At 59.2% G+C, this 18,061-nt stretch carries 13 protein-coding genes; 9 read left to right on the top strand and 4 right to left on the bottom strand.

What is annotated here, in order from left to right:
* Window positions 1–79 precede the first annotated feature (79 nt).
* A complete protein-coding gene (gene eda, locus QEH54_RS01730) occupies window positions 80–730 on the top strand; it encodes a bifunctional 4-hydroxy-2-oxoglutarate aldolase/2-dehydro-3-deoxy-phosphogluconate aldolase (protein WP_309016886.1) in 651 nt (216 codons plus the stop codon).
* Between the two features lie 89 nt (window positions 731–819).
* Here the strand turns inward: eda and QEH54_RS01725 are convergent, their stop codons facing one another.
* Window positions 820–1,992, bottom strand: a complete 1,173-nt coding sequence (locus QEH54_RS01725; protein WP_309016885.1) for a XylR family transcriptional regulator — start codon at window positions 1,990–1,992, stop codon at window positions 820–822.
* Between the two features lie 187 nt (window positions 1,993–2,179).
* On the opposite strand from QEH54_RS01725, the gene QEH54_RS01720 reads away from it, so the two are divergent.
* Both QEH54_RS01720 and QEH54_RS01715 read left to right on the top strand, forming a co-directional pair.
* Complete coding sequence (locus QEH54_RS01720; RefSeq protein WP_309016884.1) at window positions 2,180–3,373, top strand: AGE family epimerase/isomerase; 1,194 nt, start codon at window positions 2,180–2,182, stop codon at window positions 3,371–3,373.
* 41 nt (window positions 3,374–3,414) lie between these two features.
* Window positions 3,415–4,635 (top strand): glycosidase, encoded by a 1,221-nt coding sequence (locus tag QEH54_RS01715; protein WP_309016883.1) that lies wholly within the window; start codon window positions 3,415–3,417, stop codon window positions 4,633–4,635.
* Window positions 4,636–4,763: 128 nt separating this feature from the next.
* Here the strand turns inward: QEH54_RS01715 and QEH54_RS01710 are convergent, their stop codons facing one another.
* Window positions 4,764–6,209, bottom strand: a complete 1,446-nt coding sequence (locus tag QEH54_RS01710) for an MFS transporter (protein WP_309016882.1) — start codon at window positions 6,207–6,209, stop codon at window positions 4,764–4,766.
* Between the two features lie 485 nt (window positions 6,210–6,694).
* Complete coding sequence (locus QEH54_RS01705) at window positions 6,695–10,237, bottom strand: TonB-dependent receptor plug domain-containing protein (RefSeq protein ID WP_309016881.1); 3,543 nt, start codon at window positions 10,235–10,237, stop codon at window positions 6,695–6,697.
* Between the two features lie 683 nt (window positions 10,238–10,920).
* On the opposite strand from QEH54_RS01705, the gene QEH54_RS01700 reads away from it, so the two are divergent.
* Complete coding sequence (locus QEH54_RS01700) at window positions 10,921–11,595, top strand: hypothetical protein (RefSeq protein ID WP_309016880.1); 675 nt, start codon at window positions 10,921–10,923, stop codon at window positions 11,593–11,595.
* 179 nt (window positions 11,596–11,774) lie between these two features.
* Window positions 11,775–12,470, top strand: coding sequence for a CPBP family intramembrane glutamic endopeptidase (locus tag QEH54_RS01695; RefSeq protein WP_309016879.1), 696 nt, complete (start codon window positions 11,775–11,777; stop codon window positions 12,468–12,470).
* Between the two features lie 24 nt (window positions 12,471–12,494).
* Here QEH54_RS01695 and QEH54_RS01690 read toward each other — a convergent pair whose 3' ends face one another.
* On the bottom strand, window positions 12,495–13,472 hold the full coding sequence (locus tag QEH54_RS01690; protein WP_309016878.1) for an RNA methyltransferase: 978 nt from the start codon (window positions 13,470–13,472) through the stop codon (window positions 12,495–12,497).
* A 136-nt stretch (window positions 13,473–13,608) separates the two neighbouring features.
* Here QEH54_RS01690 and QEH54_RS01685 point away from each other — a divergent pair, with 136 nt between their 5' ends.
* The 4 genes from QEH54_RS01685 (at window position 13,609) to QEH54_RS01670 (ending at window position 17,995) form a co-directional block, all read left to right on the top strand.
* Complete coding sequence (locus tag QEH54_RS01685) at window positions 13,609–14,610, top strand: BON domain-containing protein (protein WP_309016877.1); 1,002 nt, start codon at window positions 13,609–13,611, stop codon at window positions 14,608–14,610.
* Window positions 14,611–14,736: 126 nt separating this feature from the next.
* Entirely contained in the window at window positions 14,737–15,987 is a 1,251-nt protein-coding gene (locus QEH54_RS01680; RefSeq protein ID WP_309016876.1) for a glycerate kinase, read from the top strand.
* A gap of 102 nt (window positions 15,988–16,089) precedes the next feature.
* Window positions 16,090–16,656 carry a DUF2062 domain-containing protein gene (locus QEH54_RS01675; protein WP_309016875.1) on the top strand — a complete coding sequence of 189 codons (567 nt, stop codon included), beginning with the start codon at window positions 16,090–16,092 and terminating at the stop codon, window positions 16,654–16,656.
* 43 nt (window positions 16,657–16,699) lie between these two features.
* Window positions 16,700–17,995, top strand: a complete 1,296-nt coding sequence (locus QEH54_RS01670) for a DUF1343 domain-containing protein (RefSeq protein ID WP_309016874.1) — start codon at window positions 16,700–16,702, stop codon at window positions 17,993–17,995.
* Window positions 17,996–18,061: the final 66 nt, after the last annotated feature.

Below are 18,061 nucleotides of genomic sequence, written 5' to 3'. Positions count from 1 at the left end.
GTCGATTTTCGCCTCGCTGGCGAACGTATCCCCTCCAAAGCATTCAAAACTCACTCTTCATCACCCATCGTTTCGAAAAATGATTCCTGATTCCCTCAAAACCACCGTTTCCGATTCCGGTATCGTGGCCGTTCTCGTGATCGACCACGCGGCCAACGCCGTTCCATTGGCCAAGGCCCTGCTCGCTGGCGGGGTCAACGTGATGGAGCTCACCCTGCGCACCGACGCCGCCATCGACAGCCTGAAAGCCATCAAGGCCGAAGTTCCGGAAATGATCGCCGGCATCGGCACCGTGCTGACTCCCGGACAGGTCAAAGAGGCCAACGACGCCGGAGCCGCCTTCGCCGTCGCCCCTGGCTTCAACCCACGCGTGGTGGGAGCGGCCAAGGAAGCGGGCCTCCCCTTCGCCCCTGGCATCTGCACCCCGTCGGACATCGAAGGCGCCCTGGAGTTCGGCTGCAACGTGCTCAAGTTCTTCCCCGCCGGCTCCACCGGAGGGCTCGGCCACTTGAAGAACATCGCGGCCCCCTACCAGCACCTCGGTCTGAGCTACATCCCGCTGGGCGGAGTGAACGCCGACAACCTCGGCTCCTACATGGGCTCTCCGCTCGTGGCAGCCGTCGGCGGCTCCTGGCTCGCCAAGCGCGACGTCATTGCGGCTCAGGACTGGGCCACCATCACCGCCAATGCCAAGGAGGCCCGGGAAATCATCCAAAAAGCCCGCAGCTAGACGGGCTCGGCCCTAAAACCTCCCTGCGCCAATTCTCGGGCGGGTTGCGAATCGCGGCTCGCCCTTTTCCGTTTCCCTTCCGAGCAAGCCTACAGCCCCTTGCGCTTCTTGCGGTAGGCGCTGGGCGTGATCCTCGTCAAGCGCTTGAAGACCACCGACATGTACTCGGGGTGCTCGAAGCCGGTCATCTCGGCGATCTGGGCCAAGGAATGCTCCGTCTCGGCCAGCAGCTCCTTTATGCGATAGACCTGGGCGTGACGGATTTCCACCTGAGGCGAGCGGCCCACGTACTGGCGAAAGCGTTTCTCCAACAGGCTGCGAGAAATGTGCACGCTCTTCGCGACCTGCTCCACCGTGATGCCCTTGCAAGCGCTCTCACGGATGAGATTGAGAGCCTGGGCCACGGATTGATCCTCCACCGCAAGTATGCTGGTCGAGCGACGGACCACCACATCAAGCGGGTCGATCAGAGTCTGGCGCTTGATCAGGTCGAGCTCCTCATTGCGCATCAAGCGCTGCAGGGCCTCCCCTGCCGTCCGAGCGTACTCCGACACGTCTACCGGTATGCTGGAAAGCGACGGGGCGCAAAGCTCGCACCGGGCGACATCGTTGTTGGAGCCCAGGATCGCCACCTCCTCGGGCACCCGCAAATCGGCCTGGTGACAGGCGTTCACCAAGTGAACCGCCCGCAAGTCGTTGCATGCCATGATGGCCACCGGCTTCGGCAAGGTGTCCAGCCAACGGGCCATCTCCCCCTCCTCCGCGAACTCCCAAGCCGGCATGCTCACGCCCGGATAGTCCGTCTCGAAGAGCTCGCAATCCTTGCCCGCGAGCTCCAAGGCCTCCACGAACCCATCGCGGCGCTCGTTGGACCACCGCTCGTTTCCAAATCCGCAGAAGGCGTAATGCTTGAAGCCCTTCTCCACGAAATGCTCCGCCCCCAAGTGCCCAATGGAAGGATTGTTGGGTCGAATCTTCGGGCAGCCTTCGCGAAGCGTCCCGTCATCCGACAGGTCCACGCACGCGATGCCGCGCTCGCGGGCCTTGCGATACAATTCGTCGGACGACTCCTTGCAGATGATTCCATCCCAGCCCTGATCCAGCAGCCAGTCCGGGTCCTCCGCCCCGCGAGCCTGATCGTCCACAAATACGTGCCACTGGGCGTTGTAGCGTTTGAACTTCGCCAGGCTGTGAAGAAAATGGAGATTCTCCTCCAACCAGGCGCGCAAAACCAAAGCTACTTTAGGCCGTTCGATCATCATTTTAAACGTCTACTCGATTTTTCCGGCCACTGACAAAACGACTTTTCGTGAACAGAGCAAAGGAAATTTACTCTATTTCTCATAATAAATTAGATTTTTTCCTATATACTGCAGCCCTGATCTGAGAATCCCTTGGAGGGTCGGCCTTTCCGAGCTCTCAAAAACCCTCTCCCTGCATCATCGCCCTATGAGCACACTCTCACTCGAGAACCTGAAGAGCAGCTTTCGAAACGAGCTGTTCGGAAACATTCTGCCCTACTGGTTTCGCCTCCAGACCGAGCACAGCTTCCTCCCATGCCTCGATCAGCGCAACCAGCCTATCGCCGGCGCTCCCCTAGGACTCATCATGGTTTCGCGCTTGCTCTGGACCTACAGTCGAGCCTTCCACTTGTATGGAAAATCGGAATACAGGGAGCTAGCCGACCACGCCAAACGAACGCTGGTCAGCAAGTTCGAGGACAAGGAAAACGGCGGATTCTTCTGGACGCTCGACGCTGAAGGCCAGCCCTACGAGCGAAAGAAGCAATGCTACGGCCAGGCCTTTTGCGTCTACGCGTTTTCCGAGCACTACCAGGCGACAAAGGAGCAGGACAGCCTGGAGCGAGCCATGGCCCTTTTCCACCTGATCGAAGAAAAGGCGTGGGAACCGAAATCTGGCGGCTACCTCGAAACCTTCGAAGCGGACTGGACTCCGCTAGAGAAAATGCGATTGGGCGAGGAGGACCTCGACGCGCCCAAGACCATGAACAACCATCTTCACCTTATCGAGGCCTTCGCGAACTTGCAGAAGATCGCCCCCTCGGACCAGGTGAAGTCGAGCTGCGTCAAGACGCTTCGCGTGATCGCGGATCGTATCATCCTTCCCGATACACCTCGATTCGGATTATTCTACGACATGGACTGGAACCTGATCGATCCAGTCGTCTCGCCTGGTCACGATATCGAGGGCAGCTGGCTGCTCTGGGAAGCAGCGGAAATCGTTGGCCACCATGATCTCGAAGAGGAATTCAAGAAACGGGCCATCGAAATGGCGGAGCTCGTCTATCACACGGGACTCGATCCGAAAGACGGCGGCGTTTACGACGAGTTCCACCTCGAGCATCCTCAAAGCGAAACCAAATGCTGGTGGCCCCAGGCCGAAGGCGTGGTCGGATTCTTCAACGCGTATCAGCTTACCGGCGACAAGCGCTTCCTCAACGCCTCCGTTAAGATCTGGGAATATATCCAATCCGTTTTCGTCGACAGGGAATTCGGCGAATGGATCTGGGGCGTCAAAGCGGACGGCTCCCGCATCGCCAAGGAAAAAGCTGGTCCCTGGAAGTCCGCCTACCACAACGGTCGTGCGTGCTTCGAGATGCTGGCGCGCCTCGAGCAGGCCTAATTTCTCCCTACGTCAACCCTCGTAACCAAATTCGCACTACCATGAGCACCTATCAAACGCGTCTCACCCAACTCGTCGAAGCGCAGGAAGCCTTGCTTTCCCGCCCTAACCCGCCCGTCGAGCCCGGCAACGGCATCTTCAATCGACACAAGCACCCCGTGCTCACCGAAAAGCACGCCCCCCTATTCTGGTCCTACGACTTGAATCCGGAAACCAATCCACACCTCATGGAGCGCATCGGCGTGCATTGCGCCTTCAATTCCGGAGCGATCTATCTCGACGGAAAGTACTACCTCTGCGCCCGTGTGGAGGGAAACGATCGCAAGTCGTTTTTCGCCATCGCCGAGAGTCCCAACGGGATCGACAACTTCCGCTTCTGGGACCACCCGGTGACCATGCCGGAAACGGAAAATCCTGACACCAACGTCTACGACATGCGCATGGTGAAGCACGAGGACGGCTGGATCTACGGCCTTTTCTGCACCGAGCGCAAGGATCCCAAAGCAGCCGCGTTCGACCTTTCCTCCGCCGTCGCCCAGTGCGGCATCGCGCGCACCAAGGACCTGAAAACCTGGGAACGCCTTCCCGATCTGAAAACGCCCTCGCTCCAGCAGCGCAACGTGGTGCTGCATCCGGAATTCGTCGATGGCAAGTACGCCCTCTACACCCGTCCACAGGACGGCTTCATCTCCACCGGCTCAGGCGGAGGCATCGGATGGGGTCTCTGCTCCGACATGACCAACGCGGTTATCGAAAAGGAATTCATCATCGACCAGCGGGCCTACCATACCATCAAGGAAACCAAAAACGGCCAAGGCGACGCCCCGATCAAAACCGACAAGGGCTGGCTGCACATCGCCCACGGCGTTCGCGGCTGCGCCTCCGGCCTGCGCTACGTGCTCTACGTCTTCATGACCTCGCTCGAGGACCCCACCAAGGAGATCTACACTCCTGGCGGTTTCTTCATCGCCCCGGAAGGCGAGGAGCTGGTGGGCGACGTCATGAATGTGGCCTTCACCAATGGCACGATCGTCAACGAGAAGAACGAAGTCTTCGTCTACTACGCATCCAGCGATACGCGTCTCCACGTCGCCACTACGACAGTGGACAAGCTGGTCGACTACGCCATGAACACACCATCCGACCCGCTCCGCAGCGCCGCCTGCGTGGCCCAGCGAAACGAGCTCATCGACAGGAACCTCGCATTCATGTCCAAGAGCGACAATCCGCTGATAGAGCGTATCAAAAAGCTTCAAGCCTAGTAGCAAGAGGCCAAAATTGATTCTAACCACGGGCGTCGGCATGAAGCTGACGCCCGTTTCGTGCCCAAAACAAAAGCCCGGTTCGGAAAGAACCGGGCTTGTTTCAAATTTTCTAGTTGAGAAACACGTTAAGTGTCGAGCGACCCTTCGGCAGCCTTTCGTTCCGAAAGCTCAAGCTCAATCCGTCGTTCCAGCTTCAGATTGATGCCATAGGTCATGACCAAGGCTGCGGCTACCAATGCAAGCCCAGATGGAATCAACGACATCATCATTCGCAGACCTTCAATCGTGCGTGCTGATTGAGCAACGTTGTCGACGTAGCCGTAGTAGTTAAGCAAATACCCCGCGAAAGCTGGTCCGAGCGCCCAGCCAAGCTTTTGAGAGAAGGTACCTGCGGAAAAGGTCAATCCAGTGAAACGACGGCCGAACTTCCATTCGGAATAATCAGCGGTGTCTGCGATCATAGACCAGAACAGCGGCATCAAGGGACCCATCAGAAACGAAGTGATCGCCTGGATACAGAAAACCAAAGTAACATCGCCTGGACCTGAAAAGTAGTAGCAGGCTGCGACAAACGACACAATGATCGTTAGAAACAGGTAGGCGTTCTTCTTGCCTTTGAAGATATCGGTAAACCACTTCGTGCAAGCCACCCCTAGGAGGGTTCCAATCGTGCCAATGACATTGAACCAAGTAGCGAGCGCGGCAAAGCGTCCTCCGTCTTCTACCTGCCCAACCACGTAATACTTGAAGTAATACAGAATCGCGGCATCGCGCATAGCGATCCACATGATCGTCGTGATGCCAATGATAATGATAGCGACCCAAGGCTTGTTTTTAAACAGCTGAGCAAGGTCCTTCGTGATATTGGTCTCCTGCCCTTTCGGAGGCTGAACTCGCTCCTTGGTCGCAGAAAAGGTGAAAAAGAAAAGCAGTCCGGCGCAAATCGCGTAGAGAATCATTGTATTCACATATCCGGACTGAGTCGCTGTATTGCCATCTTCACTACCACCCAGCTTCACGACCAGGATCAAAATGGTGGCCTGAACGATCAGGTTCGCGGCATAGGCGCCATAGAAACGAAACGAGGAAAGCACGGTTCGTTCCGAAGAATGCGGAGTCATCACTCCCATCAGAGCTCCATACGGAATGTTAATACCCGTGTAGGTCAGCATAGCTAGCGAATAGGTCGCGTACACATATACGATGGTCATCGTTTCGCTCAGGTCCGGGACCGTGAAAATGAGCACACCGCTTATCGCATAGGGAAGGACCATCCAGCGCAGCCAAGGGCGAAACTTGCCGTGGGGCGACTTCGTCCGGTCACAAATCATGCCCATGACGGGGTCTGTGAACGCATCGAAAATGCGGGTAACCCAAAGCATAGTGGCGATAATCGCTGCCTCAATCCCGATGATATCCGTGTAGAAGAACATCAAGAAAGAGGAGAACACTTTGAAGAAGAGAACGGACGCCATGTCGCCAGAGGCGTATCCAATCTTTTCCTTGAAACCGATTATCTTGTCCGGAAGCGCCGCATGGACGCCACTCGATTTATTCGAATCTGAGTTCATAATAATTGGCAACTAGAGCCGTCGTCCGGGGTTCGACTTGGGCTAAGTAGGGAGTATTTTTTTGATGATGGGATTGTTATAGACTGCGGGTGGTAAAGGAGAGGGCCAGCAAGCTGATTTATGCCTAAACCAACTCGCTGGATCCTGCAGAGTCCTCCGGATCAGGCAAACAGGAAAGCCTCTGAAAGGCTAAAAACCTTAACTGTTATGTAAGAGTCAGCTCTTCCGGCGGATTTTGAGCAGGCGCCTGGAGACCTACGGGATGGTCCGCATACGAGCTGGCGCCCCATTTTGGATCTAGGAGGCATGAAGCGGACTCCTTCCACCGACGTCTCGACGCGGCGACTGCAGCGTTTCTTTTTTGGTTCTGTATTCAATATTCAAGCACTTGGGTTCGGGAAATGGAGTCAGGCCTCATGCGGAATGAAAAACGGCGCCCGTGAAGGCGCCGTTCGAATAAATACACGAGTCTAAACCTCAGAGCCTTAGAACGAGAGCGTGTTCGCAATGGTCCACGTCCTTTGTGGAGCGATGCGAGAGGTGGCCGGAGTTCCGTCGACGTTTACGGTGACAGGGATCAATTCGTCCTCAGCTGTCACATTGCTGACATTGACCTGGATCTTCCATTTCACCCTTTCGGAGAGGTCGAAGGTATAGTTCGCCCACAGGTCGAGCGAGGTCTCCGAAGGTCCCATGTAAGGGTTGGTGACGTCATACATTTCATCACCCACTTCGAGGCCAAACTCTTCGACCGGCTCGGTAGCGAGCACGCCAGGGTAGCCGATGGCGACTTCATCTTGCCAGCGAAGGGCGCCGCCAATGTTGAGTCCTGCCAGGCGGCCGTCCCTGAATCCGTAGTTGGTGATCAGGTTCGCTCGCCACTCGCGCAGTTCGGGAACCTGAGAGCGGTTGATGAGAACGCCCGCGAGGTAGTTCGCGTAGAACTCAGTTCCGTACTTCCAACGAAGGGTTTCCGGGTCAGAGGATTCGCCGTTGTACAGCTTCAAGTCGCCATAGGGACCTTTGTAGAGTTCCCAGCGCTCTCTCACGTAGTCAGCGTAAGAGCTCGCGATATTGAAGCGCTGCGCTTTGACCTTAGCCGCGTTGAGCACGATGTTCCAGTTCTCTGTGGGCTGGAAAAAGAGCTCGTACTCGGTCCCCTTCGACTTGAAGTCGCTGGTGACTGCGAAGTTGGCCGGTTCGCCTGCCCATGCGTTCGCCTGGTCGGGGCCACCCCAGGTGTCGTCGCCTGTGATCGCATCCCAATCCTGTCTCCAGAATTCCTCGATGGCCTTGCTCGGACGGTTCGCCGGATCGAAGACCGCGGCAAGAGCGGCTTCCTGGCGGTTGTAAGCGGCTTCAACCGCAGCCATGCGTTGAGCTTCGTCTAAGCCCGCGAAGGCAGTCTCCCAAGTGGCGGCGTCTGGAGAAGTAGGAAACTCGCCGGGGTTTGGCTCATAGCGGAGAACCTCGATCTCGGGATTGATCAACGGATTCGTAGTGGCGTCGAATGGTTCGTCCGGATTCACCAAAGCGTAGTTTTCAGTGAAGCCGTGAACGCCTTTTATGGTTTGCTTGCCACCCCAGCGGACCAAACCTTCGCCAAACCCGATCATGTACGAGTTGCCAAAGGATGAATCGGACAGGGTCGCGTTCTTCACGTTGGTTTCGTAGCGGTTGATCTTGAAGTGCAGCTTGTCCTTGAGCGCGGAAATGGTCAGACCGAATTCTTCCGTGTCACCCACTTGGTTTGGCACCGCTACCCCATCGATACCGCGACGGCTGGCGTCGGGAGAGAAGTTCTCCGAGTTCGCGTAGGACAAGCTCAACCGAGTGCCTCCCAGGGCGTCGGTGACAGCTTGCGGCATGTGCCACACGAGGCTGTAGGTCGAGGTGGTCTCGCTGACGGAGTTGTAGGTCGCGCCGTTGGAGCTGCTCTCGGCATCCGCAACGCTGCCTGGAAGATTCCAGTCAGAGGCGTAGGGCAGCACCGAACCAGCTCTCTCGCCCGCCGGTGGAGAGCCGGCGTTCGCCGCGTCCGCAGCATCCCTGCGAACCGCGAACATCGGCACCAGGCTGTCGTTGAACAACCAGCTTTGCCAGATGAGTGCGGATGACTCGATTTCGTCTCTCGACTTGTCCGCTCGCTTGTAGAGCGAATCGATATCGCCGTTGTCGTAGCTGATGATCGAGAAGGGAGTCTGTCCATCAGTAGTGACGATCGACTGCTGCGTATCATGCGGGATGAGACGGTAGTTGATCGGCGAGATGTTCGCTCCGGATGCGGAATTCATTCCAGAGAGATCGGGGGAGAGGTAGACGACATTCGCCAAGTAGCGGGCAGCTCCATCGATGGAGCCGGTACCGATGCCGTCGGCGACGCTGCGAACCCAGGTCGTATCGAGCCGGTTGATCTCCTGCTTGGAAAAGAGACCGGTGAACAAGTGGCGACCGAGGAAGGACAGGGATTCGTTTCCTGAATCCCGGAAGTCGTGCTCGAAGAATCCGGTCAGGCGCAAGGTCTCTCTATCCGTGCTGTCGTTGAAGTTGTTTTGGGTTTCGCCGCCGGCGATCGCTCTTCCGACATTCGGATTTGGCGTACCATCCGGAAACTCGGACACGATATCGACCGATATGGATTGTCCCCAGTTATCCAGGATATTCACCTGTCCGTCGACGTACTCCTGATTGTCGAAACCAAGCTCCAGGCCGAGGGCGTCGTCCATCCAGGTGTGCGCGTAGGTGATGTTGTACGCTTCCCACTCCTGCCACTCGCGCTTGTTGTCGCCATCAAGCATGTTGTCGTAGAAGTTGAAAATGGTAGGGTCGGCCAAGGTTCTGCTCTTGTAGCCACCGATGCTCGAAAACGGAAGTCCCGCCTTGGCAGCGGCGTCCTTCGCATCGTCGATGCCGAGGTAGTTGAAGTTATCCACGGATGCCATCTTGTAGTAGGATGGCGTGCCCGAACCGTCATAGAAGGCCACTGGACCGTTGAAGATACGGCCGAGCACTTCGTTTCCGATGTATTCGGCTCCAGCCGCTCCAGACTGGGAGAACTCCAGCAGCGTTTCCGTTTCGGGACCAGTATCGCGGGTAACGAAGGTACCCTTGTAGAGATCGCCGTTGTCAGGGTCGAACCAGGGGGTGATACGGTCGATCGGAGGCAGGACGCGCGGGCGATTCGCCATGATGTCTCCATCCTCGAAGTTGGCCGTGAACATGCCCCGAGAGCTATCCGATTGCAGGAATTCTGGCGTCCACTGGGCGGACAGGTAGATTCGAGTGTTTTCCTCGAAGGCCTGCTTTTGCTGGAAGCCTTGGTCAGATTCGAGCGCAGCGAAACGCACCGCCAGCTGGTCCTCGATGAGGACCTTATTGTAGTCGAGCGTCGCGCGCCAGGTTCCGTCGTTGCCGAAATCGAGCCCGACTTCTCCTTCGTCGGTGAAATGAGCCGTTTTGAGGCCGGCGTTGATGACGCCTGCGGGGCTGCCCAAACCGAAGAGAATGGAGTTCGGACCGCGCTGGATATCAATGCGGTTAACATTGTAGGAATCCCATGGGATATCCGTAGCGTAGAAGCCTCGCGTGCTATCCGCGGCAGCTAGACCACGCACGCGGTTGGCTGCGCTGGGGTTCCGACGCTGGCTGTCGGTGTCGACGCGACCGCCGTCACCGCCGCCGGCGAAGTTGCCCTGGGCGCCGCCTACTTCAGTGCCGAGAGTGTAGAGCAGCAGCGATTCGTTATCGGTCGATCCGGTATCCTCGAGGAACTGCTCGGTCACCACGGAGATTGCGGTTCCGACGTCCTTGAGGTCAGTCCGGATACGCGTACCAGCCAGAGTGGAGGTCGCTCGATAGCCGGTGTTTTCATCTCCTTCGACCGTGAAGGGAGAGAGTTCGTAAACGTCGTCCGCTTCGTCCTGGGCAAAGCCGAGCGGAGCAACTAGAAGCGCCGCTCCGAGAGCCATCGCTCCCGAAGTGCCTCTAGGCCAAGCATATCTGTTTATCAGTTTGATCGATTTATTCATTGGGTAGTGTGAATGCCAATTCACGATTGGGTTTGTGTTTTGTTACCCCAGGTAGCGGGGTGGACAAAGGGGTATGCCATGCGGCTGCTTCATGCGGATACAGCGGGGGCGCGCGTGTTGCAGTGAGGGGGCAGCATCGGATAGCTTTGGGTTAGCGATGGGTATGGGGACTGGCCGAAGGGATGAGGAATTCGCGGCGCACGGAGCGGTCCTCGCGGGGAGGAAAGCCAAGGGCGGCCACTGGACTCGCGAGGCTATGGTTGGTCGCCGTCAGGACAGGCGAAGGGCTGGAGGTGGCAGGTGGATGGGTGGTCACAACGGGCGATTGGAATCGGCTGCTTCAGGGAGGTTTGGGGCGTCGGCAACTGGGCAAGACACCGGGACCTCCAAGACGCCCTTCACTTTTTTCACCGCTTTCTTACGTTTTCTCCGCAAGGGCGCCTCGGCGCCCTTGTCGGGAGTGGCGATAGCTGGGGCCGAGCAAGCTCCGATCGTCCAGTTCCGCTAAACCTGCCAGAAGTTGACGTTAACCTTTTGCGAAACGTCGCGACAGATGTATGCTGTTCGAATTCAAGGGGAACCAAGCGCCCGAAAGGGCGATCTCCATGCTTTACGTAACTAAAAAGCCAGTCTAACTTTCTGCGCTTCACATCTCTCTATCCGTCAAAAGCCACCCAATGGTCATGAACAAAACCTCCACAATCGCTATCGCCACCACACTTTCCCTGATCGGACTCTTCGGCTGCTCCAAAGGCCCCAGCGAAGAGGAACTCCAGCTCCGCGAAGAGCTCCAATCTCAAATCGAGCAAAAGGAAGCCGAGGCCGCCCGCGCAGCCGAGCGCGCCGCAGCCTTAGAGGAAGCGAAGCGTCTCGCTGAAGAAGCCGCGGAAAAGGCCGCGGAAGCGGAACAGGCTCGTCTCGAGGAGCTCGCCGCCCAGGTCGAGCGAGAGAAGGCGGAAAAAGCCCGCCTCGAGGGTATGGTCCAGGAGTTGAACTCGAAATCGCAGTCCATCGCCCAGGACAAGGCCGCGCTCGAGCAGCAGCTCGCCGCCGCCCAAGCGGAACGCGAAGCCAGGGCTCGCGAGATCCAGCGCAAGCTCGAGGAAGCCAAGGCTCAACTCGCCGCCGCGGAAGCCCAGAAACAGGCCGAAATCGAAGCCGCTCGCAAAGCGGCGATCGAAGAGGCCACCGCCCGTATGGAAGCCCGCGCCCAGCAAGGCGGCTACACCTCCGCCACCGACGTGGTCACCAACCGCCGCAAGGAAGACGTCAGCGCCTTCCTTGAAGTGGAGATCGCCGAGCGCAACTACCACAACAACACCCGCAGGCTTCTGCAGCGCCGAGAGGCAGGCGAGTAGCGGATTCGCTCTTCGGTATCGATTTTTACAGGACGCGCCTTGGCGCGTCCTGTTTTGTTTTGCTCTGTCGGAGCAAGCACGCTTTCTCTTCGTTGCTCAACTGGACAATCGCCAATTCGATGAGATCTCCGCTTTCCCTTCGTTCGCCCTGGAATAGTGTTTTTCCCAATACGCTCGCCATGGCTGGGCTCCTCTTCGCGGTCCTCGCCGCGTTGAGCTTCTACGCCTGCTGCGGCGAAAGCGGCATAGACGGTCGTCTGCTGACGATCGTCTACGTAGCGATGTGGCTGCCTCCCTTTCTCTTTCTCAGCACGGAATCGCGACGAGCCATGGGGTTTCATCTGCCACAAGTCTGGCTCGGGCTTCCCATCTCGCTGATCGCCGGAGCCGTCCTCGCCTTCATCTGCTACTTTGTCGGAGACGCACTATACGGACATGGCGAAGAGAATTGGTTCATGAGCGTCGGATACCGCTACCTTTCCGACCAGCGGATCGTGGACCTGCCTCAGCACCTCGCCTTCATCGCCTTCACCGTGCCAGCCCTCATCGCAAGTCCAGTGGGTGAGGAGCTCTTCTTCCGAGGCGTGATCCACCACGCCATCGAGGAAAGGACCGGACTGAAAATCGCCACCGTCGCCACCTCGGCCCTATTCGCGTTCACCCAGCTCGCACACCACGGAATCCATCGCACGAACAACGGATTGGAAATCCTGCCCGTATCCGGTTTCCTATGGTTCCTTTTGATGTTCGTAGCCGGCGTCGTATTCACAATCGCCCGACACCGATACGGCTCGATTCTTGCCAGCGTTTTCGCCCACGCGGGCTTCAACCTAGCGATGAACACCACCATCTTCTACGCCCTTTTCGTGCAGTAGCGAAAGAGCGATGTATCAAATCAGTCAATACGCTTCCACGACGTATCGCTGCAGAAGCAGAGCCGCCTCCGCCACCACGTTGAGTCGATCGATCGCTCCGCTTCCGGGTATGCCCACCAGCAAGTCGCAGGCTTCCTTGGTTCCTTCCCCAAGCCCTGTCTCCTCGTTTCCGATCACGATGGCTACCGGCTTGCCCTCCTGCTCCTCGGGGCAGATCGCGGCCAGTTCCGGCAAGGGCAGGCCCTCGATGTCCAGCCCGATGGTGAGGTGGGACGTTCGCACCGCCTTGAGAAAACTCGGCACGTTGTCCACCAGGCGCAGGTCCACCAGATCCAGCCCGCCACGAGCCACTCGGTAGGCGGATTCGCTAGGGCGGGCCTGGCGCTTGCTGTCAGCGATGAGAAGTTTCTCCACCCCGTAGAACGCGGCGGTTCGCGCCAGTCCGCCAAAGTTGTGGGTATTGGCCACGCCGTCGAGGATCAGCAGCGGCATGCCCTCCTTTGCCCAGAATTCCGCCGCTTTGGGCGTGGCCACTTCCGGCAAACGACGGCGGGCGATGGCAACCACGCCTCCATGGTGCCGGGTTCCGGAGACCTTGGCCAACTCCACCGCGTCGACCTGACGATAGGGTTTCTTCTCCTTGGCGAGAAACTTGCAGATGTCGCCCAGCATGGGCGCCGACTCGGCGTCGAAAAACAGCCGCTCCACGATGAACGGCTTGGCGTAGAACAAACTGCCTACCGCGTGAAAGCCGCACACCGGCTCCAACCATTGATCGCCCTCCCGACGGATGACCGGCCGCTTTTTCGGCGCATCCTCGAATCCACCCTGGCGCGGAGAGCCATCCGGCCCATCGTCGCGACGAAAGCGGCGATCATCGCGACCGGATCCACGAGGACCTCGCGGACGGCGCGGGGAGCGAGGGTTGCGGTAGCCGCCTTCGCTCTTCGAATCGCGCCCGGCGGAGGATTTCCAAGGATTGCCTTTCTGATCGTCTTTCAAGCCCGCCAAAACACACGAGCATGCCCGCGCTTAGCAAGGCGAAACAAGCAAGCTCCACCGTCGCAGCTTGTTCTTCCTTCCTTCACATCCCCTCGCTTGCTATCTTCGCCGCTCCCGACTCTACTTACACTTGGAAATGAAAACCTTCTTTCTCGCATTCATTCTCGGCATCTTCGTAGGGGCCCTTGTGACCGCCTACCTGAACTCGCCGGACGCCTACCAAACCCTCAAGGAGGCCAAAGCCCGGCTGCTTCAAAGCGAGCCGCTACCGGAGGCGTCCACGGCGCCGACTCCCGAACTCGGACCGGACGAGCTTCCCATGCCCACCCCGGAACTCTCCCGACCAGATCCGCAACCCGCCTCCCCTCCCGAGGAAGTGAAAACCGAACCGGAAACGCCTGCGGAGACGCCAGCCCTTCCCGCTCCGCCTCCAGCCGCGCCGGAAGAAGCGGAGACCGAAAGCGTCGAACCCGCTCGTCCGGAGCCGGTGGAGCCGCCCAAGTCGGAAACAGATCGCCCCACGGAGGAGCCAGAAAAGCCGATCGCCACGCCCCAGACCGAAGAGCCGAAGGAGTCGCCTCAGACCGCCAGCCCCGAGACGCCCTCACCTCCTCCGGCAACCGAAGAGGAGAAGGAGGAAACCTCCCCCGAGCCCGCTCCCACGCCCGTGCCGGAGCCGCAAGAGGATCAATCCCCTCCCGCCAGCGATCAAGACGAGGAGCCAGCCCCCGACTCGCCTCCAGCAAGCGAAGAGCAGGAGCCCGTCAAAACCCTGAAGGAGAAAACCGAGCAAGCCATCGACGAAGGGGTGAAAAAAGCTGCCGAAATCGCCCAGGATGTGCAGAAGAAAGCCGCCGAGCTGAGCGATCAGGCCGAGAGCCAGATGGTTCAACTCAAGAAAAGCAGCCAGCCCTTCGTCGACCAAAGCGTCGACCTGGCCATAGCCACCGCCATTCGGGCCCAGTTCAAGCTCGACCGCCGCATCGATTCCGAGGCCATCGAGATACAGGTCGCCAGCCGCGAAGTCGTGCTCTCCGGCACCGTCCCCTCCGGCAGCGCAAAACAGTTGGCCATCGAAACCGCGGTGGGCACCAAAGGCGTTTCCCTGGTTCGCTCCGAGCTCCAAGTGACGGAGTGATCAAATCCCCGCGAGGCTACAAATAAGCGCCTTTCGGGCAAAGCGCCGCGGTGGAACGTTCCTTGCTCGGATTCCCAGCGAAACACCAGCCCGAGCTCCCGCCAAACCCTTTCACGATCCGCCAACATGAGAAACGTCCTCATCGCCTTCGACAAATTCAAAGACGCCCTCACCGCGGTCGAAGCCTGCCAGACCGCCGCCGTAGCGCTGCATGACGTCCAGCCGGACTGGCAAGTGTCCGTCGCTCCCATCGCCGACGGCGGCGACGGGTTTTGCCACACCTTGACCAGCGTGGCGGAGGGACAGTTCTTCCACACCTCGGTCCACGGTCCGCAAGGCGCGGAGACCACCGCCACGTTCGGCATGGTGGACACTGGCGACATCGACCCCGCCGCTCGCTTGCTGCTCGATTTCTCTCCCAACGCCAAGCGCCTGGCCATCATCGAGTTCGCCCAGAGCAGCGGCATCGCTCTGGTACCCCCGGAGGAGCGCTCCCCATGGACCAGCACCAGCTACGGGCTCGGCCAGACCATCCAAGCGGCCCTCGAGCAGGGAGCCGACTCGCTCTTGATCGGCCTGGGCGGCAGCGCCACCCACGACCTGGCCCTCGGAGCTTTGCAGGCCCTAGGCTTCACCTTCTTCACCCGACACGGGGAACCGATCGATTCCTACCCCACTCCCGACAAATGGGACGAGATCGGCATCATCGAGCCACCGGACGACTTGCCGAAGGTCGAGCTGCGCATCGCTTGCGACGTGGAGAATCCGCTCCTCGGAGAAAGCGGAGCCGCCTCCGTCTTCGGTCCGCAAAAAGGGCTGCAGCCCGGCGATCTCGGGCTCCTGGAGAGCGAAACCGCCCGCATCGCCATCATCCTTTGCCACGCCTGCGACGCTGGCATCCAAACAATGGATACACCGGGAGCCGGAGCGGCGGGCGGGGCCGCCTTCGGACTGATGAACGCCCTCGACGGACGACTCGTTCCTGGCGCGGAGCTCGTTTTCGCGTGGGCGGGGCTGGGCGACAAGCTGGCGGCAGCGGATCTGGTCATCACCGGCGAGGGTCGCTTCGACGCCTCTTCGCTGCAGGGCAAGGGACCGGGCGAGCTGGCAATCAAGGTCTTGAAGCAAAAGAAGGAGCTGCGCATCCTGGCGGGCAGCGTGGGCGAAATCGAAAACGAAGCCATCGCCAAGGCGACGCTCGCCATCACTCCGCCCGGCACCTCGCTGTCGGAGGCCATCCCCGCCACCGCTAAAAACCTGAAACGATGCATTGCGCAGCTGTTTTCCGAGCGATCTGCCGCGACATCGTCAATTTTGCACGAAAGCTCCACTGCTCCGTTAAGATCGAGCGGGTCATCGTCGAAGAGGAAGCTCTGAAAACCGGAACCAAGCGGTCGCTTCGTTCGTCTACCTAAAGAGGCGGCGGGCGCACGGTTTTCCTTGAGCGCGCTCCCCTCTTGACGCAGACCTAGCCCGACCATGTTTAAAATCACAGATCCAGAGCATCGACAGGCGCAGGAGCAGCGCGCCCGCCTGCACTCTCGGATCCGCCGGGCCAAGCAGTTTCTCCGTCCCTTGCCGCGCCGCACCAACCTGCACCGCTGGCCCGTGCTGAAATGGTTCGCCAAGACGGCCCGCAAATCCCCTTTCCTATGGCGTTTCAGCGAGCGCGAAGTGCGTCTGGCCATCTACCTCGGCAGCATCATCGCCTTCCTGCCAATCTTCGGAGCTCAGTTCATCGTGGCCTTTTTCGTGGCCCTCGCAGTCCGGGCGAATCTGCTGGTCATCATGTCGGTCCAGCTGGTGACCAACGTCATCACCGCAGCCCCCATCTACATCTTCACCGCCAAGGTCGGCGCCTGGCTGGTCGATCTTTGGCACCTGCCCTCCATGCACCAAGGCATCGTGCGCGTGACCTACAACACGGTGATCGGAGGCATCATCGTCGGGCTCATCTTCGGCTTTATCGTGGATATGATCGTGCGCTTCGTGATTTTTCGCCGCCTCAGCAAAGGGGTCGACGTCAAGCGCATGCTTAAAAGTTAGGTTTGCCCCGGAGGGATCAAGCAGCCAATTTCTCCCCTTATTCATGTGGAGATTCCCTCATCACACGCCTAGCGCCCTGCGCCGCCTCATCCATCTCGCCCTCGCCTTCGCAGGCATTCTCGCCGCCGCCCCCACTCACGGGCAGTATATCCAGCGATCGAATACAACCACGCCGATTCTCCTGGGCATCGACGTCTTGGAATCGGAAAACTTCCAGCTGATCCGCGGCAAACGGGTCGGTCTGCTCACTCACCCAGCGGGAGTGAACCGCCACGGGGTCAGCACCATCCAGGTGCTGCGCAGCGCTCGCGGCGTGCAGCTCGTGGCGCTTTTCGGTCCGGAGCACGGCATCTACGGAGACGAAAAAGCCGATGTGCCGGTGCTGGACAAAGTCGACCAGCGCACCGGGCTGCCGGTCTACTCCCTCTACGGCAAATACCGCAAGCCCACGCCGGAGATGCTACAGACCATCGACACCCTGATCATCGATCTGCAGGATGTCGGCACCCGCAGCTACACCTTCGTCAGCTGCATGAAACTGGCCATCGAAGCCTGCTTCGAAAACGGCAAGGAGGTCGTGGTGCTGGATCGGCCCAATCCGCTAGGCGGCCTGAAGGTCGACGGCCCGCCGCTGGAAACGAAGTGGATGAGCTACGTTGGCTCTTTCCAAGTTCCCTACGTTCACGGCCTGACCATCGGAGAGCTGGCGCGCATGGCCGTGTCCAAGCCGGGCGTACTCGACGTCAGCGAGCAACAGCGCCTGCAAGGCGTTCTCCACGTGGTACAGATGGACGGCTGGAAACGCTACATGAGCTGGCCGCAGACCGGTCTCCGCTGGGTGCCGACCTCGCCTTTCATCCCGGACTTCGAAGCGGCAGTCGGCTATCCCATGACCGGACTCGGAGCGCAGATCGGCGGCTTCAAGCACGGCATCGGCAGCGAGTACCCATTCCGGTGTCTGCGCTACGGGGATATGGATATCGACAAGCTCAAAGCCGAGCTGGAGGCCAAGAACATTCCGGGCATCGACTTCGTGAAACGAAAGACCAACCAAGGCACCGGGCTCTACATCAAGGTGACCGACTGGAACAGTTGGCGACCGACCGAGCTGAGCTTTCACATGATGCAGCTCACCGCGAAATTCGAAAACGGCAACCCCTTCGCCACCGCCCCGGAATCCACCGCCAACCTCTTCAACAAGCACGTCGGCTCCAGCAGCTGGTGGGACCACCTCGCCACAAAAGGCGAGTGGGCCAACGTGGAAGGCTACGTCATGCTCTGGCAACGACAGGCCAAGCAGTTCCAGATCGATAGCCGACGCTACTGGTTCTACGATTGAGCCATCGCCCCCGCGCAGCGACGCCGCGTATCCAGTTTTTCAATTCATCGCCCCATGCCGTTTCGA

It is taken from the genome of Pelagicoccus sp. SDUM812003 (assembly GCF_031127815.1).
Taxonomy (GTDB): Bacteria; Verrucomicrobiota; Verrucomicrobiia; order Opitutales; family Opitutaceae; genus Pelagicoccus.
The sequence above is the reverse complement of the archived record's forward strand: the minus strand, read 5'-3'. Positions and strand labels throughout refer to the sequence as shown.

What these genes read in the sequence shown, in the direction of transcription:
- QEH54_RS01710 (WP_309016882.1), bottom strand. Translation starts at nt 6,209, where the DNA reads ATGAACTCAGATTCGAATAAATCGAGTGGCGTCCATGCGGCGCTTCCG.
- QEH54_RS01705 (WP_309016881.1), bottom strand. Translation starts at nt 10,237, where the DNA reads ATGAATAAATCGATCAAACTGATAAACAGATATGCTTGGCCTAGAGGC.
- QEH54_RS01725 (WP_309016885.1), bottom strand. Translation starts at nt 1,992, where the DNA reads ATGATGATCGAACGGCCTAAAGTAGCTTTGGTTTTGCGCGCCTGGTTG.
- QEH54_RS01700 (WP_309016880.1), top strand. Translation starts at nt 10,921, where the DNA reads ATGAACAAAACCTCCACAATCGCTATCGCCACCACACTTTCCCTGATC.
- eda (WP_309016886.1), top strand. Translation starts at nt 80, where the DNA reads ATGATTCCTGATTCCCTCAAAACCACCGTTTCCGATTCCGGTATCGTG.
- QEH54_RS01720 (WP_309016884.1), top strand. Translation starts at nt 2,180, where the DNA reads ATGAGCACACTCTCACTCGAGAACCTGAAGAGCAGCTTTCGAAACGAG.
- QEH54_RS01715 (WP_309016883.1), top strand. Translation starts at nt 3,415, where the DNA reads ATGAGCACCTATCAAACGCGTCTCACCCAACTCGTCGAAGCGCAGGAA.
- QEH54_RS01675 (WP_309016875.1), top strand. Translation starts at nt 16,090, where the DNA reads ATGTTTAAAATCACAGATCCAGAGCATCGACAGGCGCAGGAGCAGCGC.
- QEH54_RS01670 (WP_309016874.1), top strand. Translation starts at nt 16,700, where the DNA reads ATGTGGAGATTCCCTCATCACACGCCTAGCGCCCTGCGCCGCCTCATC.
- QEH54_RS01685 (WP_309016877.1), top strand. Translation starts at nt 13,609, where the DNA reads ATGAAAACCTTCTTTCTCGCATTCATTCTCGGCATCTTCGTAGGGGCC.
- QEH54_RS01695 (WP_309016879.1), top strand. Translation starts at nt 11,775, where the DNA reads ATGGCTGGGCTCCTCTTCGCGGTCCTCGCCGCGTTGAGCTTCTACGCC.
- QEH54_RS01680 (WP_309016876.1), top strand. Translation starts at nt 14,737, where the DNA reads ATGAGAAACGTCCTCATCGCCTTCGACAAATTCAAAGACGCCCTCACC.